The sequence below is a fragment of the Pseudomonas sp. GV105 genome (assembly GCF_003058185.1).
Classification (GTDB): Bacteria; Pseudomonadota; Gammaproteobacteria; order Pseudomonadales; family Pseudomonadaceae; genus Aquipseudomonas; species Aquipseudomonas veronii.
Window position 1 is genome coordinate 32765 of sequence record NZ_QBUF01000021.1, and the last position, 26055, is coordinate 58819.

The 26055-nt window shown below is 60.2% G+C and carries 23 protein-coding genes; 8 read left to right on the forward strand and 15 right to left on the reverse strand.

Annotated features, from left to right (window positions below; translation table 11 throughout):
* Positions 1-124: 124 nt before the first annotated feature.
* A complete protein-coding gene (locus tag C8K66_RS28795) occupies positions 125-1456 on the reverse strand; it encodes a dicarboxylate/amino acid:cation symporter (protein ID WP_057005505.1) in 1332 nt (443 codons plus the stop codon).
* A 339-nt stretch (positions 1457-1795) separates the two neighbouring features.
* Between C8K66_RS28795 and C8K66_RS28800 the strand changes: the two genes are divergently transcribed.
* On the forward strand, positions 1796-2794 hold the full coding sequence (locus tag C8K66_RS28800; protein WP_046382352.1) for an AraC family transcriptional regulator: 999 nt from the start codon (positions 1796-1798) through the stop codon (positions 2792-2794).
* 21 nt (positions 2795-2815) lie between these two features.
* Here the strand turns inward: C8K66_RS28800 and C8K66_RS28805 are convergent, their stop codons facing one another.
* From C8K66_RS28805 to C8K66_RS28815, 3 genes are read right to left on the reverse strand one after another with little or no spacing between them, the layout of a single operon-like run.
* Positions 2816-4162: an ATP-binding protein gene (locus tag C8K66_RS28805; RefSeq protein WP_046382351.1), complete on the reverse strand. Its 1347-nt coding sequence runs from the start codon at positions 4160-4162 to the stop codon at positions 2816-2818.
* Complete coding sequence (locus C8K66_RS28810) at positions 4159-4836, reverse strand: response regulator (protein ID WP_046382350.1); 678 nt, start codon at positions 4834-4836, stop codon at positions 4159-4161. Before C8K66_RS28810 ends, C8K66_RS28805 begins: the two co-directional genes overlap by 4 nt.
* 18 nt (positions 4837-4854) lie before the next feature.
* Positions 4855-5163: a hypothetical protein gene (locus C8K66_RS28815; protein ID WP_046382349.1), complete on the reverse strand. Its 309-nt coding sequence runs from the start codon at positions 5161-5163 to the stop codon at positions 4855-4857.
* Between the two features lie 132 nt (positions 5164-5295).
* Between C8K66_RS28815 and C8K66_RS28820 the strand changes: the two genes are divergently transcribed.
* Positions 5296-6012 (forward strand): 4'-phosphopantetheinyl transferase, encoded by a 717-nt coding sequence (locus C8K66_RS28820; protein WP_057005507.1) that lies wholly within the window; start codon positions 5296-5298, stop codon positions 6010-6012.
* Between the two features lie 90 nt (positions 6013-6102).
* Here C8K66_RS28820 and C8K66_RS28825 read toward each other — a convergent pair whose 3' ends face one another.
* Together C8K66_RS28825 and C8K66_RS28830 are read right to left on the reverse strand one after the other, a co-directional pair.
* Entirely contained in the window at positions 6103-7713 is a 1611-nt protein-coding gene (locus tag C8K66_RS28825) for an ATP-binding protein (protein ID WP_046489255.1), read from the reverse strand.
* Positions 7710-8435 carry a response regulator gene (locus C8K66_RS28830; RefSeq protein WP_046382346.1) on the reverse strand — a complete coding sequence of 242 codons (726 nt, stop codon included), beginning with the start codon at positions 8433-8435 and terminating at the stop codon, positions 7710-7712. The genes C8K66_RS28825 and C8K66_RS28830 overlap by 4 nt, the downstream gene beginning before the upstream one ends.
* Positions 8436-9220: 785 nt before the next feature.
* On the opposite strand from C8K66_RS28830, the gene C8K66_RS28835 reads away from it, so the two are divergent.
* Entirely contained in the window at positions 9221-12115 is a 2895-nt protein-coding gene (locus tag C8K66_RS28835) for a ribonucleoside-diphosphate reductase subunit alpha (protein WP_046382345.1), read from the forward strand.
* Positions 12116-12218: 103 nt separating this feature from the next.
* Here the strand turns inward: C8K66_RS28835 and C8K66_RS31760 are convergent, their stop codons facing one another.
* From C8K66_RS31760 to C8K66_RS28875, 8 genes are all read right to left on the reverse strand, one after another.
* Positions 12219-12851 carry a hypothetical protein gene (locus tag C8K66_RS31760; protein WP_079444541.1) on the reverse strand — a complete coding sequence of 211 codons (633 nt, stop codon included), beginning with the start codon at positions 12849-12851 and terminating at the stop codon, positions 12219-12221.
* On the reverse strand, positions 12796-13281 hold the full coding sequence (locus C8K66_RS31765; RefSeq protein ID WP_158276056.1) for a hypothetical protein: 486 nt from the start codon (positions 13279-13281) through the stop codon (positions 12796-12798). Before C8K66_RS31765 ends, C8K66_RS31760 begins: the two co-directional genes overlap by 56 nt.
* 227 nt (positions 13282-13508) lie before the next feature.
* Positions 13509-14825: a flagellar hook protein FlgE gene (gene flgE / locus C8K66_RS28850; RefSeq protein WP_057005510.1), complete on the reverse strand. Its 1317-nt coding sequence runs from the start codon at positions 14823-14825 to the stop codon at positions 13509-13511.
* Positions 14826-14856: 31 nt separating this feature from the next.
* Positions 14857-15582 (reverse strand): flagellar hook assembly protein FlgD, encoded by a 726-nt coding sequence (flgD, locus tag C8K66_RS28855; RefSeq protein WP_057005511.1) that lies wholly within the window; start codon positions 15580-15582, stop codon positions 14857-14859.
* A gap of 16 nt (positions 15583-15598) precedes the next feature.
* Positions 15599-16042, reverse strand: a complete 444-nt coding sequence (gene flgC / locus C8K66_RS28860; protein ID WP_046382341.1) for a flagellar basal body rod protein FlgC — start codon at positions 16040-16042, stop codon at positions 15599-15601.
* Positions 16043-16045: 3 nt separating this feature from the next.
* Complete coding sequence (gene flgB / locus C8K66_RS28865) at positions 16046-16453, reverse strand: flagellar basal body rod protein FlgB (protein WP_003175633.1); 408 nt, start codon at positions 16451-16453, stop codon at positions 16046-16048.
* Between the two features lie 303 nt (positions 16454-16756).
* A complete protein-coding gene (gene cheR, locus C8K66_RS28870) occupies positions 16757-17584 on the reverse strand; it encodes a protein-glutamate O-methyltransferase CheR (protein WP_026140309.1) in 828 nt (275 codons plus the stop codon).
* 42 nt (positions 17585-17626) lie between these two features.
* Positions 17627-18559 carry a chemotaxis protein CheV gene (locus tag C8K66_RS28875; protein ID WP_026140310.1) on the reverse strand — a complete coding sequence of 311 codons (933 nt, stop codon included), beginning with the start codon at positions 18557-18559 and terminating at the stop codon, positions 17627-17629.
* 81 nt (positions 18560-18640) lie between these two features.
* Between C8K66_RS28875 and flgA the strand changes: the two genes are divergently transcribed.
* The 4 genes from flgA (at position 18641) to C8K66_RS28895 (ending at position 21236) form a co-directional block, all read left to right on the forward strand.
* Entirely contained in the window at positions 18641-19405 is a 765-nt protein-coding gene (gene flgA, locus C8K66_RS28880; protein WP_032804943.1) for a flagellar basal body P-ring formation chaperone FlgA, read from the forward strand.
* 142 nt (positions 19406-19547) lie between these two features.
* The gene (gene flgM / locus C8K66_RS28885) at positions 19548-19871 is read left to right on the forward strand and encodes a flagellar biosynthesis anti-sigma factor FlgM (RefSeq protein WP_017849175.1); all 324 of its coding nucleotides are present in this window, start codon (positions 19548-19550) and stop codon (positions 19869-19871) included.
* A gap of 48 nt (positions 19872-19919) precedes the next feature.
* A complete protein-coding gene (locus tag C8K66_RS28890; RefSeq protein WP_057005512.1) occupies positions 19920-20390 on the forward strand; it encodes a flagella synthesis protein FlgN in 471 nt (156 codons plus the stop codon).
* Positions 20391-20486: 96 nt separating this feature from the next.
* Positions 20487-21236, forward strand: a complete 750-nt coding sequence (locus tag C8K66_RS28895) for a flagellar brake protein (protein WP_017849177.1) — start codon at positions 20487-20489, stop codon at positions 21234-21236.
* 58 nt (positions 21237-21294) lie between these two features.
* Here C8K66_RS28895 and C8K66_RS28900 read toward each other — a convergent pair whose 3' ends face one another.
* Positions 21295-22680, reverse strand: coding sequence for an MFS transporter (locus C8K66_RS28900; protein ID WP_057005513.1), 1386 nt, complete (start codon positions 22678-22680; stop codon positions 21295-21297).
* A gap of 866 nt (positions 22681-23546) precedes the next feature.
* Between C8K66_RS28900 and C8K66_RS28905 the strand changes: the two genes are divergently transcribed.
* The gene (locus C8K66_RS28905; RefSeq protein WP_256591111.1) at positions 23547-25943 is read left to right on the forward strand and encodes a membrane-bound PQQ-dependent dehydrogenase, glucose/quinate/shikimate family; all 2397 of its coding nucleotides are present in this window, start codon (positions 23547-23549) and stop codon (positions 25941-25943) included.
* The last annotated feature ends 112 nt before the right edge of the window (positions 25944-26055 follow it).

Genomic DNA, 26055 nt, shown 5'->3' on the forward strand with positions numbered 1-26055 from the left:
TTGATGGAGCATTGACTAACTGTAAACCAAAAAATTCGAATTTGGCCGCGCAGAAACGCAAACGCCCCGAACCAGTCGGGGCGTTTGCGGATTGCTGTGGGCGTCAGTTCACGCCATCAGCGGGTTACTTGATCACCGGCGCAGGGCCTTCGGCCACGCCCAGGTCATCTTCTTCACGGGTGTCGGAGATCCCACGACCACCGGAAGCCAGCTCGACTTGCAGCTTGTCTTCGTCCAGCTCCTTGACCCACTTGGCGACAACCAGGGTCGCCACGGCGTTACCGACCAGGTTGGTCAGCGCACGGGCTTCGGACATGAAGCGGTCGATGCCGAGGATCAGCGCCAGGCCGGCAACCGGCAGGTGGCCCACGGCCGACAGGGTCGCGGCCAGCACGATGAAACCACTGCCGGTCACGCCTGCAGCGCCCTTGGAGGACAGCAGCAGCACCAGCAACAGGGTGATCTGGTGGGTGATGTCCATGTGGGTGTCAGTCGCCTGGGCGATGAACACGGCAGCCATGGTCAGGTAGATCGAGGTACCGTCGAGGTTGAACGAGTAGCCAGTCGGGATCACCAGGCCAACCACGGATTTCTTCGCGCCCAGACGCTCCATCTTGATCAGCATGCGTGGCAGTGCCGATTCAGACGAGGACGTACCCAGAACGATCAGCAGCTCTTCACGGATGTAGCGGATCAGTTTCAGCACGCTGAAGCCGTGCGCGCGGCAGATGGCGCCGAGCACCACCACCACGAACAGGACGCAGGTGATGTAGAAGCAGATCATCAACTGGCCCAGTTGCACCAGGGAGCCGACACCGTAGGCACCGATGGTGAACGCCATGGCACCCAGCGCACCGATCGGTGCAAGCTTCATGATCATGTTGATGATGTTGAACATCACGTGGGCGAAGCGATCGATGAAGTCCAGCACCGGCTTGCCGTAGGCACCCAGGCGATGCAGGGCGAAACCGAAGATCACCGAGAACATCAGCACTTGCAGGATGTCACCGTTGGCGAACGCGCCGACGATGGTGTTTGGAATCACATTGAGGATAAACCCTACGATGCTCTGGTCTTTACCAGCTGTCACGTAGGCCGCCACTTTGGATGCGTCCAGGGTGGCCACGTCGATGTGCATGCCAGCGCCCGGCTGCACGACGTTCACCACGAACAGGCCGATCAACAGGGCGATGGAGGACACGACTTCGAAGTACAGCAGCGCGTAGCCGCCGGTTTTGCCGACCGATTTCATGCTCTGCATGCCAGCGATGCCGCTGACAACGGTGCAGAAGATGATCGGGGCGATGACCATTTTGATCAGTTTGATGAACCCGTCACCCAGCGGCTTGAGCGCCACACCGGTCTGCGGGTAGAAGTGACCGAGCAAAATACCGATAACGATGGCAACGATCACCTGGAAATACAGGGATTTGTACAGTGGCTGACGAGTCGTCATTGCAAAGTTCCTCAATCGTCCCGTGTGGCAAATATCCGCCATTGCCCACGGCACTTGAATTGCGAACCCTCCTGCACTGGAGGGATTTGTTGTTTGCGAGACCTGTAGGACCAAGCCTGCGCTGTAATCTTTATCGCAAACGTCGTGCCACTTTGCTTAAACGGCCTGAAGCCCCTTAGACATCAGGGCTGGAGGGATCAAGGCGCGCCTGAGCGCCGTCCATTGCATGGCGGGTTTCCGCCAACTCGCCGTATCTCGTCCTACAATTTGGCGGATATCCGCCTTGTCGCTGTAGCGGGTGATGGCTACCATCCGCCCTTCCATGGACGAGGCCCTTGCATGCGCGAACGTACCATCGCCAGTCACTACGCCCGAGCGGCCCTCGGCGGTGCGCGCCGGGCCGGCTACGACTACTCGGGCCTGTTGCAGCAGGTGGGCATCACCCCGGAACTGCTGAACGAACCCCGCGCCCGCATCGCGCCGGAACAATTTACCCGGCTGTTGCAAATGCTCTGGCTCGCGCTGGACGACGAATACCTGGGCTTTGCCGAAGGTCCGAGCAAGCGCGGCACGTTCGCCATGATGTGCCACGCGCTGATCCATTGCCGCACCCTGGAGAAGGCTCTCGAACGCGGCTTATTGTTTTATAGCCTATTCCCACAAGGTCCGCGTTGGCAGCTGACACGGGAAGGCGAAATGGCCCGCTTGAGCCTGGACGACTCCCAACTCGGGGACCCGGATCACTTTCTCAGCGAATCCCTGCTGCTGATCTGGCATCGCCTCGGCAGTTGGTTGATCGGCCAGCGCATCCGCCTGCAGCAGGCCACATTCAGCTACCCGATGCCGGCCCACGCCAGCGAATACGACCTGTTGTTTCCCTGCCCGCAGGTGTTCGACGCACCGAACAGCAGCCTGGTGTTTCCTGCGCGTTACTTGAGCCTGCCGCTGCTGCAGGACGAGCGCACCCTCAAGCATTTCCTGCAGCGCTCCCCCGCCGACTTGTTGTCGCGGCCCGATGAGGGCGACAGTTTGAGCAGCCAGATCCGCCGCCTGCTCAGCCGTGACCGCACACCCTGGCCGGACCTGGACGCCGTTGCCCAGCACTTGCACATCAGCCCGCAGACCCTGCGCCGACATCTGCGTGAAGAAGGCAGCAGTTTTCAAGCGCTCAAGGATGAGCTGCGGCGGGACATCGCCATTTACCACCTGGGACGCGCGGATCTGTCATTGCAGGAAATTGCCGAGCAGCTCGGGTTCTCCGAGCCGTCGGCGTTTCATCGGGCGTTCAAGAAGTGGACGGGATTGACGCCGGGGGCTTATCGGGCACAGGAGAGTTAGGCAGGCGCCACTCAAGGAAGGTCAAACGGCCGGAAAGTGGATCTTGAACGCCGCGCCCCCCAAAGGCGAGTCGCCCAGGGTCAGGCGCGCGCCGTAGCTTTCAATGATGTCCTTGACCACCGCCAGGCCGATCCCCTGCCCCGGGTGCTGGCGGTCCAGCCGCTCGCCCCGTTGCAGAATCCGCGCGCGCTGGTCGGGCGGCACACCGGGGCCGTCATCTTCGATGCACAGTTCGATGCCATCCAGGCTTTCCACCAGGCTGATACGCACTTCGCTCAGGCACAGGCGGTAGGCGTTTTCCAGCAGGTTGCCGAGCAGTTCCAGCAAGGCGCCTTTTTCGATGGGCACATCGCACGCGTCCGGCAATACGAAGCTCACTTTGACGTGCTTGTCGCGGTAGACCTTGTCCAGCGTGTCGCACAGGCTTTGCAGTACCGGCTGCAGGCGTACCTGATGGCGTACCAGGCCGCTTTTACGCAGGCTGGCGCGCTGCAACTGGTAGCTGATCTGCTGGCTCATGCGTTCGATCTGCGATTGCAGCACCCAGGCCTGGTCGCGGTCTTCGGGGCGCTGGGCCATGTCTTCGCTCACGCCCTGCAACACCGCCAGCGGGGTTTTCAGGCTGTGGGCCAAGTCGTCGAGGGAGTCGCGGTAGCGGGTACGCTGCTCGCGCTCACTGTGCAGCAAGCGGTTGAGAGACCCGGTGAGGCGCAGCAGTTCGCGCGGGTGTTCTTCGCTGAGGCTTTCGCGGGTGCCGCCTTCGATCTGGTCCAGCTCCTGGCTCAGGCGCCGCAACGCTTGCAGGCCCCAGGTCAGGCCCAGCCAGAGCAACGTCAGCAACACCAGCAACGCCGCGCCGAAGCCCAGGTAGAGGTTTTCGCGCAGGCCTTCGAGGGTCAACTGGTATTCGCGCACCGGTTGCAGCGCGACGATGCTGAACGCCGCACTCTTGCCGCCGAGCAGCTTGACCTCGACGTCATACACGAAGAATTCCTGGCCATTGCCCTCGCGAATCCGCGCAAACTCATTACCGCGCCCGTCATAGCGCGGCCTGTAGTTGATGTTTTCTTCCTGGGTCGCCCGCGAGCGCCACACCAGATGGCCTTCGCGGTCGTAGATATAACCGAGCAACCGGCTATCGGTGAGGTTGAAGCGTTCGTCCGGCAACTGCGCCGGCATTTGCAGGCGGTTGTTTTCAACCCGCGCCGCCGAAATCAAGGTGGTGACGTCCGACGCCAGGCGCTGCTCGATCGAGTCCTGCAAGGCCAGGCTGAACGCGCCCTGCATGGCCGGCAACAAACCCAGCATAAACAGCACGGCCAGGGTGGCGGCCGCCAGCATCAAGCGCACACGTAACGAGCGAATCAACGACAGCGCTCATTGAACAGATAGCCCAGGCCGCGCACGGTGTCGATCGGCTTGAACCCGCCCGGGCCTTCCAGTTTACGGCGCAGGCGGCCGACCAGCACTTCGATGACATTCGGGTCGCGCTCATCGTCATCGGGGTAGAGCTGCTCCATCAAGCGGTCCTTGGGCACTACCTGCTGATGGTGACGCATCAGGTACTCGAGAATCCGGTACTCGTAGGCGGTCAGCGCCAGGGGCTGCTCGTCCAACGAGGCCTGCTTGCGGTTGAGGTCCAGCAGCAAGGGGCCGGCGACGATGGTCGATTGGGTAAAGCCGCTGGAACGACGCAGCAACGCGTTCATCCGCGCTTCCAGTTCTTCGAACTGGAACGGCTTGACCACGTAGTCGTCGGCGCCAGCGGCCAGGCCTTCGACCTTGTCCTGCCAGTTGCCGCGAGCGGTGAGGATCAGGATCGGGAAGGTCTTGTCCTGGGCGCGCAGTTGGCGGATCAGATCAAGACCGCCCATGCCGGGCAGGCCGAGGTCGATGATCGCCAGGTCATGGTTGAATTGGCCAGTCTGGTACAAGGCCTCCTCCGCGTTGGCCACGGCTTCGACCACGTGCCCGCTGTCGGTCAGGCGGGTATACAGGTGATGACGCAACAGAGCCTCATCTTCCACGACCAGCAATTTCATAAGGCTCTCCAAAGCAAATCAACAGTCCGACAGAGGGATATCATAGCGGCCCTGCAGGTCTTGCGGGCGCAGTTTAATGCCATTGTATTGGCCACCAAGATGCTCATAGCCGGCACGATACGTCGCCTGCGGGCTGCTCGAACCCAGCGACTGGCCCCAAGGCGCGGCCTGGCTGCGCACCGCCTCGAAGCTCACACGCTGCATCAGCGTGCTGGATTTCTTGGTTCTCTCGCTACCGAATGCCGCAAAGGCGCCATCGCTGGCCTGCGCCCCGGCGGTGGCACTGAACATGGTCAACGCCAACATCAGCTTCTTGATTGCAGTCATGGTACTTACCTCCACGTAGGCTGTAGGCCCACACTACGCAAGCGCCCCTGAACTCCCCCTGAACAGGCTCTGAACCTGGCCTGAACCGCTACGGACTATCCACTGGCGCGCCAACTCGGCAAAATACCGCCCATGACGCCCCTACCCGCTTGCTGCACCCCACTCGACGCCCATTGGCCACTGCCCGATCCCTTGCCGGGTACGGTGTTGCTCAGTACGCGCTTTGATCCGGCCCTGTTGATCGCCGGTGATTTCCAACGCAGCGCGGTGCCGCCGCCGGCGAGCATCCAGCGTTCGGTGGCCAAGCGCCAGGCGGAGTTTCTCGCCGGACGGTTATGCGCCCGCGCCGCCTTGCAACAGCTCGATAACCTGGACTGCGTGCCGGCAATCGGCGAAGACCGGGCGCCGGTGTGGCCGCCGCACATCAGCGGCTCCATCACCCACAGCAGCGGGCACGCGGCGGCAATCGTCGGGCACAAGGCGCAATGGCGCGGGCTGGGGATGGACCTGGAAAATGTCCTGAGCCTGGAGCGCGCGGAACGCCTGGCGGGGGAAATTCTCACCGCCGATGAGTTGCAGCGCATGGCCAGGTTGCCGCGTGAGCAACATGCGCAGCTGGTGACACTGACGTTTTCGGCCAAGGAGAGCCTGTTCAAGGCGCTCTACCCGATCGTGCAGAAGCGCTTCTACTTTGAGCATGCCGAAGTGGTGGAATGGTCCGAGCACGGCCAGATGCGGTTGCGGCTGCTGACGGAGTTGTCCGGCGAGTGGTGCCACGGCAAGGAGTTGGTTGGGCAATTTGCGGTGGATGGGGAACAGTTGTTGAGCCTTGTAGCAATCGGCGTCTGATCTAGCGTCATCGGGGGCAAGCCCCCTCCCACACTGGAATGCATTCCAAGAGGGGCGGTGCGAGGGTTCGGCTTGCTCCCGATAGCAGTATCAGGATTTATCCTGGTCCCGTGGCCAACTCAGGCTGAAGCACGCCCCTCCCAGGTTGTTGCTCTTGCTGATCAATGCCCGCCCGCCATGCCAATGAATAATCCGCCGCACAATCGACAAGCCCAGGCCATGCCCGCCCGAGGCGCGGGTTCGGCTGTCGTCCAGGCGCAGGAACGGCGTGAAGATGCGTTCCCAGGCGCTTTCCGGTACGCCGGGGCCATCGTCTTCCACATCGATGCGGCAGCGCACCTGGCCGACCTGGTAACTGATCAGCACCCGGCCCTGGGCATGGCGCATGGCATTGCTCACCAGGTTCTGCAGGGCGCGGTGCAGGTAGCGCGGTTCGGCATCGACCCAGGCATCGTCCCAATGCACCGATGACAGGCAGATACCACGGCTCACGCTGACCTGCGGGCGCAGTGGCGATAATTCGCCGATCACCTGGTCGAGTAACGCATTGAGGTCGACCCGCTGGAAATTCAGCTCCGGCGCGCCCTGCTCCAGGCGCGCGTAGGTGAGCATTTCGTCGACCAGGCCGTCGAGGTCCTGAATATCGCTGTCCATACCTTCGAGGTATTTGCGCCGGGCCTGCGGGGTGGCGGCCTCGCCGATCATCTCCAGGCCGAAACGCAGGCGCGCCACCGGGGTGCGCAACTCGTGGGACACCGCGCGCACCAGTTCGCGCTGGATCGCGAGCAACTGCTGCAGGTGCTCGGCCATGCCATTGAAGGCGGCGGCCAGGCGCCCCACCGAGTCGGCGCCGCGCGCGGGCACGCGCACTTCCAGGTTGCCTTTGGCAATACGCGTGGCAGCGGCCTCCAGGCCTCTGAGCCGGCGCTCGAGCTGACGCACCAACAGATAGACGATCAGGCCAATCAGGGTCAGGCCGATCAATGCGATCAGGATCAACCATTGCGCCGGGTACGGGTTCATTTGATACAACGGGCCGATTTCAAGCACCCAGGGCGTGCCGACCATGCCGGCAAACACCCGAATCGAGTCGCCGCCCTTGCCCAGCGCCATCACCGTATCGCCCTCCGACACGCGGCGGCGCTGGTCGTCGTCCATATCGGCCTGATCGAGGGCCATCAGGTGCATCTCGAAGCCAAACCCTTTGGCTTCCTTTATATCCGCCAGGCGTTGCGGTTGCTCGGCCACCGGAAAACGCACCAACTCGTCGGCCAACAGGTAGATCGTCGCCCGCGCCAATTGCTCGCTGATCTGTTGCACTTCACCTTCCAGCACCAACTGATCCTGCTCGCTGACCAAACGCAGGACCCGCGCCGCATGGGGGCCGGTCTGTTGCACCAGCACCTGGCCATGCTGCAGGCGGGTGCGTTGGCCGAGGTCCAGTTGGGCATCGGTGTACGTGCGCAGCATCAGGGGAATGCCCAACAGGCGCTCCCACACCGCCAGCGCGCGCTGGCGCTCGATCGCGCTCATGGGTTGCAGGTTGTCTCCCATCAAGGCAAAGGTGCCGTGGGCCAGACGTTCACGGTACTGCCCGCTGCGCACGTCGTTGAGCAGGTGCAACGCCAGCACGCCCAGCAGCGCCACCAGGATCAGCGCCGCGCACATGCCGCCGTAGATGCGCAGGAAGATCGAGTTCACAGCGGTATGTCGCCAGCGGCTTCGGGGACGAACAGATAGCCTTTGCTGCGCACGGTCTTGATCAGGCGCGGGTGGATCGGATCGTCGCCGATCTTCGGACGGATGCGCGAGATACGCACGTCGATCGAGCGGTCCTGGCCGTCGTAGCCGATGCCGCGCAGGGCGATGAAGATTTCTTCGCGCGACAGGATGCGCCCGGCATTCGCCACCAGCAGCCACAGCAGGTCGAACTCGGCGCTGGTCAGTTCGATGCCGTCGCCCTGCAGCCAGGCTTCGCGCAGGGCGTTATCCACGAGCAGCGGGCCGAATTGCAGGCGGCGCTGGTTTTGCGCGACGGCCGGTTCCGCCGGCTCGCTGCGGCGCAACAGGGCCTGGATACGCGCCAGCAGCAGGCGCGGGCGCACGGGTTTGCACACGTAGTCGTCGGCGCCCATGTCCAGGCCCAATACCTGGTCCATGTCGTCGGTACGCGCGGTGAGCATGAGGATCACCCCGTCGTAGCGCTCGCGCACCTTGCGGCAGATGCTCAGGCCATCTTCGCCGGGCAGCATCAGGTCGAGAATCACCAGGTCCGGCTGTTCGGCGATGATCCGCGCCGCAGCCTGGGCGCCGTCGCTTTCCACCGACACGCGCAGGCCGTTGCTCTCCAGGTAATCACGGGTCAACTCGGCCAATCGCTCGTCATCCTCGACGATCAGGATTTGCCAGGCTTCATGCTCCACAGGTAATCCTCGTTGTTATTAGGGGATTGGTTGGTCTGCTCGATCAAATGTGGGAGGGGACTTGCTCCCTCCCACATGTTGATCTTCGCCAGCCACACCTTATTTGTAATGTTGTGAGGGCATAACAATGATCGATTGTAGCCATGCCCCAACCCTCGAACACAAGCCAGGAAATGCATTCGGTGATGCGGTTTTTTTGTGATAGGGTTCGCGCCCTCAAAAATCCAAAGAGCCGTTTTTTTCTTGGAATATTCAGTGACAAACGGCGCGGTCCAGCAGTACTGCGGCCTACACGGGCATTCTACGTTTCATACACATTTTACTCACAGCGTTATCCACAGGCCCTGGATTGCTAAGCCTCCAAAAACGCATTATCTTGTACCTCGGCGCCAAAAAAACCCTACATGTAGGGTTTTGAACTAAAAGACCAAACACAAATCAGACAAGAAACTCAAGCCCTTTCTTGCTCCTGTTTGGTCCAACTCCAGCATTTTTTGAAAGCCCAAACCGCTCATGCGGATGGCAACCGTTTTAGCGCTCCAACAGCGTAAAACGGTACGGGTGTTGCAGTGCTTGAACCGGGCAACTGTCACCCACCAGGAATACGGCGAGGCGCTTTTGAGCGCCAAACCGAAGACTTCGGCATGGAAGCGGCGCGATAAGCCCCCCTTCCTCCTGTCCCGAAGTTGTTATGCCAGGCCAAGGCCTGCTGTAAGTGCTTCAGGACGGAACGGTGGGCACCGTGATGGTGCCCAAATAAATATAGAATGTGGAGACAACCCCCCATGCAAACCGACACAACTCGCGAGAACCCGCAGGGCTCCGTGCCGCAGGCCGCTGATTCGAATATGGATCTGTCCGCCACTGCACCCGGCCAACTGCGCGTGATCAAGCGTAACGGCACTGTCGTTCCTTACACCGATGACAAAATCACCGTCGCCATCACCAAAGCGTTTCTTGCAGTTGAAGGCGGCAACGCTGCCGCCTCGTCGCGCATCCACGACACCGTTGCCCGCCTGACCGAACAAGTCACCGCGACCTTCAAGCGTCGCATGCCTTCGGGCGGCACCATCCACATCGAAGAAATCCAGGACCAGGTCGAACTGGCCCTGATGCGTGCCGGCGAGCAGAAAGTCGCCCGCGACTACGTGATCTACCGTGATTCGCGCGCCAAGGAACGTGCCGTTCGCTCCCCGGCCGACGAAGCCGCCGTACACGCGCACCCATCGATCCGCATCACCCTGGCCGACGGCACCTTCGCGCCGCTGGACCTGGGCCGCCTGAACACCATCATCACCGAGGCCTGCGAAGGCCTGGAAGAAGTCGACGGCGACCTGATCCAGCGCGAAACCCTGAAGAACCTGTACGACGGCGTGGCCCTGACCGACGTCAACACCGCCCTGGTGATGACCGCCCGTACCCTGGTTGAACGCGAGCCGAACTACTCGTTCGTCACCGCGCGCCTGTTGATGGACACCCTGCGTGCCGAAGGCCTGGGCTTCCTCGGCGTGGCCGACAGCGCCACCCACCACGAGATGGCCGACCTCTATGCCAAGGCCCTGCCGGCCTACATCGCCAAGGGTATCGAATACGAATTGCTGAACCCGGTCCTGGCCACCTTCGACCTGGAAAAACTCGGCAAGGCGATCAACCACGAGCGCGACCAGCAGTTCACCTACCTGGGCCTGCAAACCCTGTACGACCGTTACTTCATCCACAAGGACGGTATCCGCTTCGAACTGCCGCAAGTGTTCTTCATGCGCGTGGCCATGGGCCTGGCGATTGAAGAGAAGCACAAAGAAGACCGTGCCATCGAGTTCTACAACCTGTTGTCGTCCTTCGACTACATGTCGTCCACGCCGACCCTGTTCAACGCCGGTACCCTGCGTCCACAGCTGTCGAGCTGCTACCTGACCACCGTGCCGGACGACCTGTCGGGCATCTACCACGCGATCCACGACAACGCCATGTTGTCCAAATTCGCCGGCGGCCTGGGCAACGACTGGACGCCGGTGCGCGCACTGGGTTCGTACATCAAGGGCACCAACGGCAAGTCCCAGGGCGTCGTACCGTTCCTGAAAGTCGTCAACGACACCGCCGTAGCGGTCAACCAGGGTGGCAAGCGCAAAGGCGCTGTGTGTGCCTACCTGGAAACCTGGCACATGGACATTGAAGAGTTCATCGAGCTGCGCAAGAACACCGGCGATGACCGTCGTCGTACCCACGACATGAACACCGCCAACTGGATTCCTGACCTGTTCATGAAGCGTGTCTTCGACGACGGCAAGTGGACCCTGTTCTCGCCGTCCGAAGTGCCGGACCTGCACGACCTGACCGGCAAGGCCTTCGAAGAGCGCTACGAGTACTACGAAGCCCTCACCGAGTACCCAGGCAAGGTCAAGCTGTTCAAGACCATCCAGGCCAAAGACCTGTGGCGTAAAATGCTGTCCATGCTGTTCGAAACCGGCCACCCATGGCTGACCTTCAAAGACCCGTGCAACCTGCGCAGCCCGCAGCAGCACGTAGGCGTGGTCCACAGCTCGAACCTGTGCACCGAGATCACCTTGAACACCAACAAGGACGAGATCGCCGTCTGCAACCTGGGCTCGATCAACCTGCCGAACCACATCGTCAACGGCAAGCTGGACACCGCCAAGCTGGAGCGCACTGTCAACACCGCTGTTCGCATGCTCGATAACGTGATCGACATCAACTACTACTCGGTGCCACAGGCGCAGAACTCCAACTTCAAGCACCGTCCGGTTGGCCTGGGGATCATGGGCTTCCAGGACGCTTTGTACCTGCAGCACATTCCTTACGGTTCGGACGCCGCGGTCGAGTTCGCCGACAAGTCCATGGAAGCGGTCAGCTACTACGCGATCCAGGCTTCCTGCGACCTGGCCGACGAGCGCGGCGCCTACGAGACGTTCCAGGGCTCGCTGTGGTCCAAAGGCATCCTGCCGCTGGATTCGCAACAGATCCTGATCGCGCAACGTGGCCAGAAGTACATCGACGTTGACCTGAACGAATCCCTGGACTGGGCGCCGGTACGTGCCCGTGTGCAGAAAGGTATCCGTAACTCCAACATCATGGCCATCGCACCGACCGCGACCATCGCCAACATCACTGGCGTGTCGCAGTCGATCGAACCGACCTACCAGAACCTGTATGTGAAATCGAACCTGTCGGGCGAATTCACCGTGATCAACCCGTACCTGGTTCGCGACCTGAAAGCCCGCGGCCTGTGGGACTCGGTCATGATCAACGACCTGAAGTACTACGACGGTTCGGTGCAGCAGATCGAGCGCATCCCGCAAGAACTCAAAGAGCTCTACGCGACTGCCTTCGAAGTGGACACCAAATGGATCGTTGACGCCGCCAGCCGTCGCCAGAAGTGGATCGACCAGGCGCAGTCGCTGAACCTGTACATCGCCGGCGCTTCGGGCAAGAAGCTCGACGTGACCTACCGCATGGCTTGGTACCGTGGCCTGAAAACCACTTACTACCTCCGTGCCCTGGCCGCGACCAGCACCGAGAAGTCGACCATCAACACCGGCAAGCTGAACGCGGTTTCCAGCGGCAACCACGGTGATGACTCGGTGCTCGCCGCACCAGCCGGCCCGGCCCCCGTGCCGAAAGCCTGCGCGATCGACGAGCCGGATTGCGAAGCCTGCCAATAAGCTGAGCACGTTCCGGGCTTGATGGCCCGGGATTGGAAAACCCCGATATTCCCTTGCTGCAGTTGGGTTTATCGGGGTTTTCTTTTGCCTGGGCAAAGGCTCGTCAGTCGTCGAACAATATGGTCGCAATCCCCGACCGGGGCACCCCGCCCCGCTTGCCCCACAGTTCAATCCGGCCACCGATCACCGCCATCGAATGACCGCCATACTCCACCGTCCCCACCTTGCCGCTTCGCAAGTCGGCATCCGTGGCCTGCCGGTAATTTTTGCGCAAGCCCAGACGGTCCAAGCCTTCCCGGCTGTACTCGCCGTCATTGAGGGTACGTATGCCATCCAGAAAGCTGCGTCCGGCAGTGCCGTCGTTGTTTTCCAATTGCGCGCGTTTTGCGCTGACGGCAAACATGAAATTGGCGTTGGTCATCATTTTCGGGTCATCGCCCTGGAAACGTGCATGAGTGGCAGCCAGCCGCACTTCATCCTTGGTCAGGTCAACCTTGACACCATCGCGCATGGTCACAGAGTAGCCATTACCCGTCTCTTTGACCTCTTTGAAGACGTCGGTGGGCTTCTCGCCAAATTGCATCATGGCGGCTTTAATCGCTGAAACCGTCACGCAATTGCCGTCCGGCCCCTGTCTGAAGCCGCTCCAGATATTCTCCGGTTTTTTCCCCGGCTCGCTGTCATCGGGCTTGTAGTCGAAATGCTTCGCGCCTTCGGTAATCGGCTTGTCGCTCATGGACTCGCTGGGGCCGAAACCACCGCCGCCGCCTCCACCGCCTCCACCGCCGCCGCCGCCGCCCCCCCCCTCCCCCACCGCCGTCCGGAGAGGGGGATGGAGACGGTGCTGGTGACGGCGGCGCATCCGGGCCATCCGGAAATTCCTCCGGGAAGGCTCTCTTCATGAACGCCTGAAAGCCCTCAGGCGCGTCTTTCTTCACCTCTTCGAGGATCTCCTTGAACTTCTCTTCGCCGAGCTCCTTTCGCTTTTCATTCAGCTTGTCCCGCAGCTCCTGGGCCGTCTGGTTCTTGGAGGTTTTTTCGGCATCTTCAAGCTCCTTGATCAGCTTCGTGATACTGTCCTTGACGGCCCCCTTGTCGTCCTTGGTGCCATCAGACTGGTTGACCCCCTTCTGGTACTGTCCTCCCCACCCCCCCTCGTAACGCATCCCCCCAGCCCCTTGGCCGGATATCGATGAATTCCACATACCGCCTCTCCCAGGTAATGAAACAACCCAACGCCTCTCGGCTTGATAGGTGGAAAGACAGGTGTGGTGCGTTCCAACAAAGGCGTGTCATCTCGTAACCGCATCGGGGGTGGGAAAAGGTCCTGATGCCAAATAAAACGCAAAAAAAAGCCCCTCGATCGAGGGGCTTCTTGTGCAGCGTTAGCGCATCAGGTCATCTGGATGATGGTCTGCATGATGGTGCTCTGGGTGGAGATGGTCTTGGCGTTCGCCTGGTAGTTGCTCTGGGCCTTGATCAGGTCCACCAGCTCGTTGGTCAGGTTGACGTTGGAGTTCTCCAGGGAGTTGGCCACGATCGAACCGAGGGTGCCGGCTTGAGGGGTGTCGTATCCCGGTTGGCCCGAGGCAAAGGTCTCTCTCCAGGCCGTGCCGCCTGCCGGTTGCAGGCCTTGTTCGTTGTTGAAGCTGGCCAGGGAGATCTGGCCAATGGCCTTGCTCTGCTGGTTGCTGAAGGTGGCGAACAGTACACCGCTGCCGTCGATTTTCAGCCCGGTGATCTGGCCGGTGGCATAGCCATCGGTGACCGGTGGGTTGCGATAGCTGGCCGAATTGTACTGGGTGATATTCGCCATGTTGACCGCAATACCGCCGGTGTTGGCCGCGGCGCCGTTAGCAGTCCATACACCGTTGGTCACGGTGCCCGGCTTCCAGTTGGAAATGGTCAGGGTGGTGTTGGAGACTATGCTGGGCGGGGTGACCACGCCAGCGAGCTTACCGGCCGTGTCGAACGTCAGGGTCGACGCGACAGGTGCCACCGCGCCTGCGCCACTGATCGGGGTACCATCAGGGTTACGCCCGTCGATCAGGGTGTAGGAGTTCCATTGGTTGGAACCCGTCTTCACCAGGTACTGCACCATCGGGTGAGCGTTGCCTTGGGTGTCGTACAAGGTGGTGCTGTACTGGGTGGTGAAGGTCTTGGTGTCGGTTGGGTTGAAAGGCTTGGCCACCTGGTCGATCACCGCCTCCGAGGAGTTCAGGTTACTGGTGGAATCGACGGTGCTGGAGGCTTTTGGCGGCAGGTTCGACAAGTTGAGTTGCAGGTCGACCAAGCCACCCTTGACGATCTTGCCGTTGTCATCCGCCGCGTAGCCTTGCAGGCGCGAAGTACCGGTGTTGTTGGTGATGTAGCCGTCTTTGTCTGCACGGAAAGCACCGCTACGGGTGTATTCCAGCGAACCGTCGCTGCCCTTCTGTACGAAGAAGCCACCGCCCTGGATCGCCATGTCCAGGATGCCGCCACTGTTGTTGACGTCGCCCTGGGTGAATTGCTGGGACACGGCCGCCAGGTTCACACCGTTACCGATGCTGTTCTGGCCGGTGCCCAGCTTGGACGCCGCGTAGATGTCCGCGAATTCCGCACGGGACGATTTGAAGCCAGTGGTCGCGACGTTGGCGATGTTGTTGCCGGTCACGTCCAGTTGTTTGTTGGCCGCATAGAGGCCGCTCAGGCCGATGTTAAAAGACATGTTTCTCTCCCTCTGCCGTATCTAGCCGGCTCTATGTACCGATAGTCTGAATTTGCGACAGCTTGACGCTGCCCATGCCGCCTGCAAGGTTGAGCAGCATTTCGCCGCCGGTCTTGCTCAGGGTCACGCTGGTGACCGTCGCCGGCAGCGAAGTGGCCAGAGCCACTGCGTCGCCCGCGTCATTCTTGGTGGTGGCCGTAAAGGTGTAAGTCCCTGCCGGGGCGACCTCACCGTCAGCGTTCTTGCCATCCCAGATGAAGTCGGAACTGCCCGCGCTCTGTGCGCCCATATCGAGGGTACGCACCACGACACCGTCTTTGTCGGTGATCTTGACCGAGACGTTGCCCGTTGCCGCCGTCACTGCGACCGAGCCGGTCATGCTCTTGCTGGTGTCCACCAGCGCCTTGTCGGTCTGGGTAATGATCGAGCGACCGACCAGCGACGAAGCCTGCAATGCTTGCGACGAGCTGAAGTTGCTGGAAATGCTGTTTACCGAGTCGTTCAGGGTGTTGATGCCTTCCAGGCTACTGAACTGCGCCAACTGAGCCACGAACGCACCGTTGTCCTGAGGCGACAGCGGGTTCTGGTTCTTCAGTTGGGTCACCAACAGTTGCAGGAACGCATCCTTGCCCAGCGACTGGTTGCCCGTTGCCGTCTTGGTGGCGGTGCTGAGGCTGCTGTTGTCCGTCGCAGTCTTGACCTTGCTGTTGAACAGGTCCTGGACTGCCGAGTTGTTCGTCGTATCAACAATGGCCATTGTTTGGCGCCCCTTATCACTGACCCAGGGTCAGGACCTTCTGCATCATGGTTTTGGCGGTGTTCATCATTTCCGCGTTGGTCTGGAACGAGCGACTGGCAGAGATCATGTCAGCCATTTCCTCGACCACGTTGACGTTCGGGTAGTACACGTAGCCTTTTTCGTTCGCCGCAGGGTGATTAGGCTCATAGCGCGCTTCCAGATTGCTCTGGTCTTCAACCACGCCGAGTACCTGCACGCCTTGCCCGGCAGCGTCCTGATTCTGGAACAGCGAATCGCCGCCGCTGCTCTGGCCGCCCTGAAACATGGTGGCGAACACCGGGTGACGGGCGCGGTAGGTCTGGTCGATGCTCGAAGACACCGTCTCGGCGTTGGCGATGTTACTGGCGACGGTGTTCAGGCGCGTGGTCTGCGCGCTCATGCCACTACCGGCAATATTGAAAACACTGGCTAAGGACATGGCTTACTCTCCACGCAGGGCTGACATCAGCCCTTTGAATTTGCTGTTGAGCAGGGTGAAGCTGGCCTGGAAGTTCACCGAGTTCTCGGCGTAGGCCGATTGCTCCAACTGCGCGTCGACGGTGTTCTGGTCGATCGACGGCTGCATCGGCGTGCGATACAGCAGCGATTCGTCGCCACTGCTCAGGCCTTGCGCTTCGATATGACGGCTGTTGGTCATGTTCAAGGCGAAGGTGCCGTTCTTGGTCTTGTCCTGCTGTGCGGCGAGCACGGCGGAGAAGTCCAGGTCCCGAGCCTTGTAGTTCGGGGTGTCGGCGTTGGCAATGTTGTTGGCCAGGACTTCGGCACGCTGGGCGCGAAAGCCGAGGGCTTGTTCGTGGATACCGAGCGCTTTATCGAAGCTGATGCTCATGGCGGAAACCTTTAGGCTGACCTGCTGTTCGTTAACAGGGTTATAGCAAGGTGCATGCCAATCTGGCTAAAGCCCATATATCAAGGGGTTACGCAGAGATTGCCGGCGGCAATGCCAGAAAAGCGGCAAACGGCTTCCGCGTGGCGCCAGTAAAGCGGCAATCGGGAGTTGCCGCTTTTACCTTGCCGCAAAACAAATGTGGGAGGGGGCTTGCCCCCGATAGCGGTGGTTCAGTCATAGATACTGAGACTGACACACCGCTATCGGGGGCAAGCCCCCTCCCACACTTTGACTGCGTGCGACTTACTTGGCCTGGTAAATGATCCCAGGACTGCACTGCACCATCTGGAAATGATCCGGCAGGCCGTTCAGCGCCTCGGATGCACCGAGGAACAGATACCCCCCGCGCTTGAGCGTGCCGTGGATGCGCAGCAGGATGTCTTTCTTCACTTCGGCCGAGAAGTAGATCAGCACGTTACGGCAGAACACCATGTCGAACTTGCCCAGGCTGGCGTAGCTGTCGAGCAGGTTGAACGAGCGAAACTCCACCCGGTTCTTGATCGGCGCCTTGACCGCCCAACGCCCCGCCCCTTTCGGGTCGAAGTAACGCTGCAGGCGTTCCGGGGACAAACCGCGGCCCAGGGCCAGGCTGTCGTACTCGCCGGTCTTGCAGTTGGTGAGCATGGTGCCCGACAGATCGGTGGCGACAATTTGCGCGCCGGCCTTCAACTGGCCCATGTTCGTCCGTTCGAACTCGTCGATCGCCATCGAAATCGAGTACGGTTCCTGCCCCGAGGAACAGGCTGCCGACCAGATCCGCAAACGCTGACCCGGGCTGGCCTTGATGGCCTCGGGCAGCACTTTGCTCTTGAGTACCTCAAAGGGGTAGGTGTCGCGAAACCATAGGGTTTCGTTGGTGGTCATGGCATCGACCACCATTTCCTTGAGCCCGCTGCGCGGCTGGCTCTGAATCCGCTGGACCAACTCACCGAGGGACTTGATGCCCTGCTGTTCCATCAGTTTGTTGAGACGGCTGGATACCAGATACTGCTTGTTTTCACCGAGCAATATGCCACAGGCTTTTTCCAGGAAGACCCGGAACTGTTCGAAATCCAAATTACCCGTAGACAATGATACCGCCTCTTAAATCGTGTGACCGCCAGGGAAATTCCCCTAGCCGTGATCTGCTGCCTTGATCCGGTCGACTACCCGGGATGCCAGGTCATCAGGGCGGAACTTAGCCAGGAAGTCGTCAGCACCGACCTTCTTGACCATCGCCTGATTGAATACGCCCGACAACGAAGTATGCAGGATGATATGCAATTTTTGCATGCGTGGATCGTTGCGTATTTCAGCCGTGAGGGTATAGCCGTCCATTTCCGGCATCTCGATGTCGGAAATCATCATCAAGAATTCTTCTTCCGGCTTCTTGCCTTCATCCACCAGTTTGCGCAGGTAATCCAGCGCCTGGCGGCCATCGTTGAGCGCCACCACCTCAACGCCGATGGTTTGCAGGCAACGGGTCACCTGTTTACGCGCCACCGAGGAGTCGTCCACCGTCAGCACCCGCAGCGAAACCGCCTTGTGCGCCGTTTCGGCATCGACGACGCCAACCGAAATCGCTTCGGAAGTCGGTGCGACTTCGGCGAGGATTTTCTCCACGTCGATGATTTCGACCAACTGGTTGTCTACTCGCGTCACCGCCGTGAGGTAGTGATCGCGACCGGTGCCCTTGGGCGGCGGATGGATCTCTTCCCAGTTCATGTTGACGATACGTTCCACCGAGCGCACCAGGAAACCCTGGGTCTTGGTGTTGTATTCGGTAATGATCACAAACGGGTTTTCGCGGTCTTGCAGGCCGGCCGAACTCGTGGCCAATGCCAGGTCGAGAATCGGGATGGTCGCGCCACGGATGTTGGCTACGCCACACACCACCGGGCTCGACTTGGGCATGATCGTCAGCTTGGGACACTGCAGCACTTCCCGCACTTTGAACACGTTGATGCCATAGAGCTGCTTGCCGTCCAGGCGAAAAAGCAACAACTCCAGGCGATTCTGCCCTACCAGCTGTGTACGCTGGTTTACTGAATCCATTACACCTGCCATGCCCAGACTCCTACGCTAAAACCTTTGGGGGTACGACGCGCACCCAACACTAAACGGCACGAGCTTTGCTTTTTATTGGCTATGGATATGAAAACGACAGTTTCCCGACGCACTCGCCACTCACGGTATCGCAGATTGCTCTGCGCCTGGATGGCGTTGTTTGCCGTGGGCGCAGGCATCACTGCCCGCGCCGCCGACGTCACCTTGCCTGATCTACTTATCGGCGTCACCCAAGGCTTTCTTGAATTCACTGTAGAAGATTATCTGGCAACCACCCAGACGCCAGGACGCTATGAAATCCAGGTCAACCAATTGGATCCGCGCCTGCGCATGCCGATGTGCGACAAGGAATTGACAGCCAGCCTGGAAAGCCCGGCCCAGCCCATTGGTCGCGTGACGGTCAAGGTGCGCTGTGAAGGGACCTCGCCCTGGACCGTGTTCGTGCCCGCCCAGGTCAAACTGTTCCGCGATGTCGTCGTGGTGTCGCGGCCGCTCAAACGCAGCGGAATCATCGGCTATGAGGATGTCATCTTGCGCGAGCGGGACATCAGCCTGATCAATCAGGGTTACCTGACGTCAGTGGACCAGGCTGTCGGGCAACGATTGACCCGACCAATGGTCGCCGACCAGGTCATCACCCTGGTCCATCTTGAACAGGCAGAAGTCATTCGCAAGGGCGACCAGGTCATCATTTCCGCCAGCAGCGGCGGGCTGAATGTGAAGATGCCGGGCGAAGCGCTGTCCAACGGCGGCATGAGCGAACAGATCCGGGTCAAGAACCTCAATTCCAACCGCGTCATCAAGGCACGGGTCACCGCGCCGGGCCAAGTCGAGGTGGCTTTATAGATCACTGGAATAGGACGCCAGCTTTTCCTACACTGTACGCCTGACGTTCGTGCATGCAGGTTTATTGTCAATCGCGCCTAAAGTTTGTCCGGGTATGGCCGAAACCATGGCAAGCGTCCAAATACCCAGAGGTTTTTTTATCATGGTCATCGATTTCAGCCGTTTGAATAACGCCCCGGCTTTGCCAGGCACTACGCGCACCAGCGGCACCAAGGACAGCGTAGACGCCAAGGCCCAGCCTCTGCCCGCCAAAGCGGAACAGGCCGGCGCCAGCCAAAGCGGGGAATCCGTACACCTGAGCAATGAGGCTCAACAGTTGCAGAAGGTCACTGACTCGCTGCGCGATCAACCTGTCGTCAATCAAGCCCGTGTGGCCGAATTGAAACAGGCAATCGCCGATGGCAGCTATAAAGTCGACAGCAACCGTGTAGCCAGCAAGCTGCTTAACTTCGAAGCCGAGCGCTAGGCAAAGGCCTGCGCCAGGCTTTTGGACGCTTAAAACCCAAGGCCAGCCATGCACCACGACGAAAATCTGCTTCAACTGATCATTGATGATCTGGCGCCGACGCAACAATTGCTCGAGCTGCTCAAAGAAGAATCCCTGGCCCTGTATGGCCGGGATATGCCGCTGCTGGAAGAAATCCTGGCGCGCAAGCAGTCGCTGATTGTCCTGCTGGAACAGCACGGCAAGAAGCGTAGCCAGATTCTCGTCAGCCTCGGCCTACCGGCAGATCAAGACGGCCTCGCTCAGTTGGCCAGTCATTCCTCGGTCGGCGATCAGTTGCTGGCCCAGAGCAAAGAACTCAATCAATTACTCACCCAGTGTCAGGAAGCCAACCTGCTCAACGGTCAGTCGATCCAGCTTCAGCAAGCCACGACCGCCAATCAGTTGCGCATACTCCATGGCGGCGAACCTCCGGCCCTGTATAACGCCCAAGGCTCTACCTCGCGCATGGTCAAGCCAAGCACCCGCAGCCAAGCCTGACGTCGGTTTAACGTGCGCCCTATCCAAGGCGTGCGACATACTGGCAAAATGATGGTTCTTGCGTGTAGTCGTATATTGTCTGGAGATGGAAGAACCGTGTTCAACGCCCTTAATGCGGAAGAAGCTCCGCAGCCACCCAAGGTGTTCACCACGCCTCTGGAAATCGCTGGCACCTTGCGCATGCTGCAAGAAAGCCATGACCCGCTGATCATCACCTTCCATGAACGCAGCCAGCGCTTTCAAAGCTACCTGGTCGACGTCGACCGGGACAGCAAGACCCTGGCCCTGGACGAAATGATCCCCCGCGACGGCGAACGCTACCTTGAGAATGGCGAACCCTTCCGCATCGAAGGCTTTCACGACGGCGTGCGCGTTGCCTGGGAAAGCAACGGCACCCTGAGCATCAGCGAAAAAGGCGGCCACCGTATCTACAGCGGCAACATGCCGGACGAAGTGGTCTACCATCAGCGCCGCAATGCGTTCCGCGCCGCGCTGAAACTCGCGCAATTGGTGAATATCGAGTTGGGCGGCGAGAAACTCAAGGCGCCGGTCAGCGGCAAGCTGCTGGATATCTCCGCCACCGGCTGCAAATTGCGCTTTGAAGGCGATATTTCCGAGCGCCTGCAGTTGGGCCAGGTCTACGACCGTTTTATCGCCGCACTGCCCTTTGGCAGCATGACCACCTCGGTCGAACTGCGTTACCTGCACTTCGAAGAGAAGATCAACACCACCTTCGCCGGCGTGCGCTTCCACAACATGAGCGGCCTGGTGCAGCGCCAGGTCGAGCGTTTTGTGTACCAGTTGCAACGCGAAGCACGACGCTTCGACAAAGACGACGATTTTTAAGCATTCAGATCGCGATAAAAAACGGGCAGACCCTTTGGGGATCTGCCCGTTTTTGCATTCAGGGGCGCGCCCTGCTCAGGCCGTGGGGATGCTCATCCGGGCCCGGTGGTTCCGGCGGCCCTTCGAAGAGCGGCTCATCCGCCGATGATTCCGCGTCGGTTTCAGGCTCGGGCTCGACAACCGCCGTCTGCATCTGCTCCTGCACCATCTGCTCATCGACCCGCGGATCGAGGGCAGCCACCAGCGGCGAGCTGGACATGCTGTCAGGCATTGCCACGTGCTGCAGCGGTGCATCGTCGACCTGATGCAGGTTGGTCACCGCTTTAGGCCGGATACGCCACACCAGGATCAGCGCGCACAGGCTGAAAAACGCGTACAGCATCTGGCTGCCAAACAGCTTCATCACCACACCGGCCAGCAACGGCCCGATACTGGCGCCCACGCCATAGGTCACCAGCAGCATGGCCGTCAGCGATACCCGACGATCGCCTTCGACGTGGTCGTTGGAAAACGCCACGGCCAGCGGGTACAGGCAGAACTGCACCAGCGAACACAGGAACCCGGCCACGAACAGCACTTCCAGCGGCACCTTGCTCAGGATCGCCAACGGCAATGCCGCCACCGCCAGGCACAGGGCGAAGCAGCGAATCAACAGTGCGCGATCGTAACGGTCCGACAGCCAGCCCAACGGCCACTGCACCACCAACCCGGCAAAAATGCAGCTACCCATGAAGAGACCGACCTGCTCGGTACTCAGCCCCTGCTGGGACGCATAGAGCGGCGCCAAACCGTAGAACGAACCGACGATCAACCCCGCCCCCAGCACCGTGCTCAACGACTGCGGCACGCGCTGGATAAAGAAGCGTGGCTCCATCGGCGCCGGACGCAGGGGCGCCGGGTGAATGCGCCGGGTCATCGCCACCGGCACCAGGCACAGGGCAAAGCACAGCGCGACCAGCATCAGCAACTCGGGGCCGAGCTGGGGATGCATCACCAGGATCAACTGCCCCAGCACCAGGCCAAGGTAGGACGCAATCATATAGCCGCTGAACACTACACCACGCTGCTTGGCGTCCGCCTGCTCGTTAAGCCAGCTTTCGATGACCATGTACTGGCACATCATCCCCAGGCCCACGATGACCCGCAGCACGATCCAGGCCGGCAGCCAGTCGATCAGGCCATGGCCCAACACCGCCGCGCCGACGATCCCGGCACAGGTGGCATACGCGCGGATATGCCCGACCCGGGCGATCAGGCGGTGGCCGATCTTGCCGCCCAGTACCAGGCCGGAATAGTTGGCCGCCATCAGCGCGCCGACCCACAGGCTATCGACGTTGTCGGCCGCCAGGCGCAAGGCCAGGTACGTACTGAGCAGGCCGGAGCCGATCAGCATCATCAAGGAGGCGAAATAAAGGGCTCGAAAAGATTTCCAGATCTGGCGCATCGGCGTTCCGAGCGGCTCCTTGCAGTGAGGGTCAGGGCTACCGGCATGATAGTCCCGGGGGTCGGGTCCGGACAGGCACCAGGCGCTGTTTCCGGGGAATATTTTGTGTGAAAACGATGGACTACAGCTCAGACGCTACCGGGTGACACACAAGGTACAAGGTTGCGCGAAATACTCGCCGCACCACCTGTGAACCTCGATCACACGCAAGGTTCGACCGAGTGTTGAAAAGACCGAGCACGCCCCAAAAGCCCACCGCCACGCCTGCACATGATTACCCGCACGCCGGCGTCGCCGATGCGTATCGCCGCGAATTGTTACTGTTTTATCAACATTGTTTTCCAGTCTTATGGATTTATCCAAAAAACCAGCGCTATAGACTGGTCTACGCGTTAATCCACCGCGATTAACCAGCGAATCAGTCGGAGTAAAGCATGTAACCCGAACAAGGCCGACAGAGCCTTCGGAACGATTCACTCGCGACTGAGCACGTGGACAATCGTCAAGCGGGCGTAATACAGCCGCCAACGTTTTCGTTATCCCTCCTGCCGAAACTCAATCAGCCTCTATTAAGCATCCCGTTCGTTATCGAACGGCGCTTTCAACGTGGAGGGCTGGGGCGAAAGAGTGTCGGCATCCAGACCAGGAATACGGGGATGGCCAATTATTACGCTGATTTCCAAAGCTCGCTTGCCGTCGGCAAGCCAGCCTATCGGGATCATGGAAGAACCGCACCCGGCCAACTAAAGGCCGAACTCAATATTCGGCCAAGTTGTTGGTAAATAGCGCAAGCCGTTACGTATTTCCCCAACTGAGCATATACAAATATGACAGACGATCATCGATCTCACTCTGGAAGATCCTCAATGAGCACTATTGCAAGGGGACTGTTTTCCCTGCTTGTTTTTGCCGTGGCACTGGCGTTGATTTATGGCGGATTCAAGCTGGTAGCACTCGACGGGTCGAGTTATTACTTGCTGGCTGGCCTCGCCTATCTGTTGTTGGCGGCACTGTTTGTCTTGCGTAAACCTATCGGCATCGCCCTCTCCGTCGTCGTATTCCTCGCCACCTGTGTGTGGGCGTTCTACGAAGTGGGTCAGCTCAGCTACTGGCAACTGCTGCCGCGCCTGGTGGTGCCGGCGATCCTCCTGACCCTCAGCTTGTGGGTCGGTGCCGCATTCCCGGAAACAGCCTTGAGCACCCGGCGCACGGCGAACCGATTCGGCTTCGCCGTATTCCTGGCCTTGATCGCCACCTTCATTGCAGCGTTCTACCCGCACGGCGGGATCTCGAACCCTGTGGCCGCGACTGACTCGAGCAAGGCCACGAGCCCCGCCAGCGCACCTGAAAACTGGGAGTTCTTCGGGCGCAATGCGTCAGGGACGCGGTTTGCGCCTTACACGCAGATCACGCCGGGAAACGTCAAGGACCTGCAAGTAGCCTGGACCTACCGAACCGGACGCAGGACCACCGGCGCCGGCGCTGGCGTTGATGAAAACACCCCGCTGCAGATCGGCAACGTGCTGTATTCGTGTACCCCGGAAAACCTGATCACCGCGCTGGATGGCGATACGGGCAAGGCGATCTGGACGTTCGACCCTCACGCCAAAAGCGAAGAGCATGTGACGTGCCGTGGCGTGGGCTATTACGACATCGATAAAGACGACAGCCTGAGCGCGGCGGTCAAGGTCTCGTATACCGATCAGCAGCAATGTCGCCAGCGTATTCTGGTGTCGTCGGTGGATGCCCGCCTGTTTGCACTTGACGCGCACACCGGCGCCTTGTGCCAGAGTTTTGGTGACAACGGTTACGTCGATCTCAAGAAAGGCATGGGCCCGACCGAGAACAGCAAGCGCTACCACCCGACCTCCCTGCCTGTGGTCATGGGCCACCTCACGGTGGTGGGCGGTTGGGTACGCGATATTGTGGCAGGCGAACCTTCCGGCGCCGTGCGCGCCTTCGACGTGCTGAGCGGTGCGCTGGTGTGGGCATGGGACGTCGGCGCGCCCGAAGGCACCGACCCGACCGCGGCCGATCACCAGTTCACGCTGGAAACACCTAACGTATGGACGATCCCGACCTACGATAAAGAGCTGAACCTGGTCTACTTGCCGACCGGCAATGGCCCGCCCGACTATTGGGGCGGTGATCGCAACGCCGTCAAAGAAAAATTTGGTTCGGCCGTCGTGGCAGTCGATGCCTCGACCGGCAAAGCCAAATGGGTCTACCAGCTCATTCACCATGATGTATGGGATTACGATCTGCCATCGCAGCCGGTTCTCTATGACATCAAGAATGCCCAAGGCGTGAAAACCCCGGTCTTGATCCAGACCACCAAGACCGGCCAGATTTTTGTGCTGGATCGTCGTACTGGCCAGCCGGTCACCGAGGTGCAGGAGCGTGCCGTTCCGACTTCTCCTGCGGCAGAAGGCGAACACTTGTCGCCGACGCAACCGTACTCGGCCGGCATGCCGGTGATCGGGGCCGACCCACTGACTGAAAAGTCGATGTGGGGCGTGTCGACATTCGACCAACTGTATTGCCGGATCATGTTCAAAGATTCGGTTTACGCGGGGCCGTTTACGCCGCCAACCGAAAAGCCGTACATCGAATGGCCTGGCTTGCTGGGCGGGATGAACTGGGGTGGCATCTCCATCGATGAGAACACCGGCACGATGTTCGTCAACGACATGCGGATGCCGCTGCGGATGTCATTGGTGACCAAGGAAGAAACCAAGAAGTTCAAGGTGTCGACCGATGAAGTGCCGGGTTTCATGGGCACCATTCGCCCGCAAGTCGCGGGTATCTATGGCGGCGTGAAAATCGACATTCTCCAGTCGCCACTGGGCGTGCCGTGCAACTCCCCGCCCTTCGGCAGCATGAGTGCGATTGATCTCAATACGCAGAAACTGCTCTGGCAGGTTCCCATGGGCACCGTGCAGGACACCGGCCCGCTGGGGATCAAGACACACCTGCAGATTCCGCTGGGCATGCCGACGCTCGGCGGTCCGACGTCGACAGCCTCTGGTCTGGTGTTCTTTGCGGGCACCCAGGACTACTACCTGCGCGCGCTCGATTCGGCCACCGGCAAAGAAGTCTGGAAAGCCCGCCTGCCGGTTGGCGCAGTTGCCGCCCCACTGATCTATCAGTCGCCCACCACCGGGAAGCAGTACGTGGTCATCTCCGCCGGCGGCATGAGCCATTCGCCTGACGTCGGTGATTACATCATCGCTTATGCATTGCCGGACAACATCAAGCCGTAATGCGTTAGTTGCCACTGCATGAAAATAACCCCCGTTTACGGGGGTTATTTTTCCAAGTCACAAAAGAACGGTGCAACCGATAAACAACGCGGACCGTTGAGCTATTCCCCCA

Excerpts from the sequence above, each read along its gene's own strand:
- C8K66_RS28795 (WP_057005505.1), bottom strand. The coding sequence starts at position 1,456 with ATGACGACTCGTCAGCCACTGTACAAATCCCTGTATTTCCAGGTGATC.
- C8K66_RS28800 (WP_046382352.1), top strand. The coding sequence starts at position 1,796 with ATGCGCGAACGTACCATCGCCAGTCACTACGCCCGAGCGGCCCTCGGC.
- C8K66_RS28810 (WP_046382350.1), bottom strand. The coding sequence starts at position 4,836 with ATGAAATTGCTGGTCGTGGAAGATGAGGCTCTGTTGCGTCATCACCTG.
- C8K66_RS28815 (WP_046382349.1), bottom strand. The coding sequence starts at position 5,163 with ATGACTGCAATCAAGAAGCTGATGTTGGCGTTGACCATGTTCAGTGCC.
- C8K66_RS28820 (WP_057005507.1), top strand. The coding sequence starts at position 5,296 with ATGACGCCCCTACCCGCTTGCTGCACCCCACTCGACGCCCATTGGCCA.
- C8K66_RS28835 (WP_046382345.1), top strand. The coding sequence starts at position 9,221 with ATGCAAACCGACACAACTCGCGAGAACCCGCAGGGCTCCGTGCCGCAG.
- C8K66_RS31760 (WP_079444541.1), bottom strand. The coding sequence starts at position 12,851 with ATGAGCGACAAGCCGATTACCGAAGGCGCGAAGCATTTCGACTACAAG.
- C8K66_RS31765 (WP_158276056.1), bottom strand. The coding sequence starts at position 13,281 with ATGCGTTACGAGGGGGGGTGGGGAGGACAGTACCAGAAGGGGGTCAAC.
- flgE (WP_057005510.1), bottom strand. The coding sequence starts at position 14,825 with ATGTCTTTTAACATCGGCCTGAGCGGCCTCTATGCGGCCAACAAACAA.
- flgD (WP_057005511.1), bottom strand. The coding sequence starts at position 15,582 with ATGGCCATTGTTGATACGACGAACAACTCGGCAGTCCAGGACCTGTTC.
- flgC (WP_046382341.1), bottom strand. The coding sequence starts at position 16,042 with ATGTCCTTAGCCAGTGTTTTCAATATTGCCGGTAGTGGCATGAGCGCG.
- flgB (WP_003175633.1), bottom strand. The coding sequence starts at position 16,453 with ATGAGCATCAGCTTCGATAAAGCGCTCGGTATCCACGAACAAGCCCTC.
- C8K66_RS28875 (WP_026140310.1), bottom strand. The coding sequence starts at position 18,559 with ATGGCAGGTGTAATGGATTCAGTAAACCAGCGTACACAGCTGGTAGGG.
- flgA (WP_032804943.1), top strand. The coding sequence starts at position 18,641 with ATGGATATGAAAACGACAGTTTCCCGACGCACTCGCCACTCACGGTAT.
- flgM (WP_017849175.1), top strand. The coding sequence starts at position 19,548 with ATGGTCATCGATTTCAGCCGTTTGAATAACGCCCCGGCTTTGCCAGGC.
- C8K66_RS28890 (WP_057005512.1), top strand. The coding sequence starts at position 19,920 with ATGCACCACGACGAAAATCTGCTTCAACTGATCATTGATGATCTGGCG.
- C8K66_RS28900 (WP_057005513.1), bottom strand. The coding sequence starts at position 22,680 with ATGCGCCAGATCTGGAAATCTTTTCGAGCCCTTTATTTCGCCTCCTTG.
- C8K66_RS28905 (WP_256591111.1), top strand. The coding sequence starts at position 23,547 with ATGAGCACTATTGCAAGGGGACTGTTTTCCCTGCTTGTTTTTGCCGTG.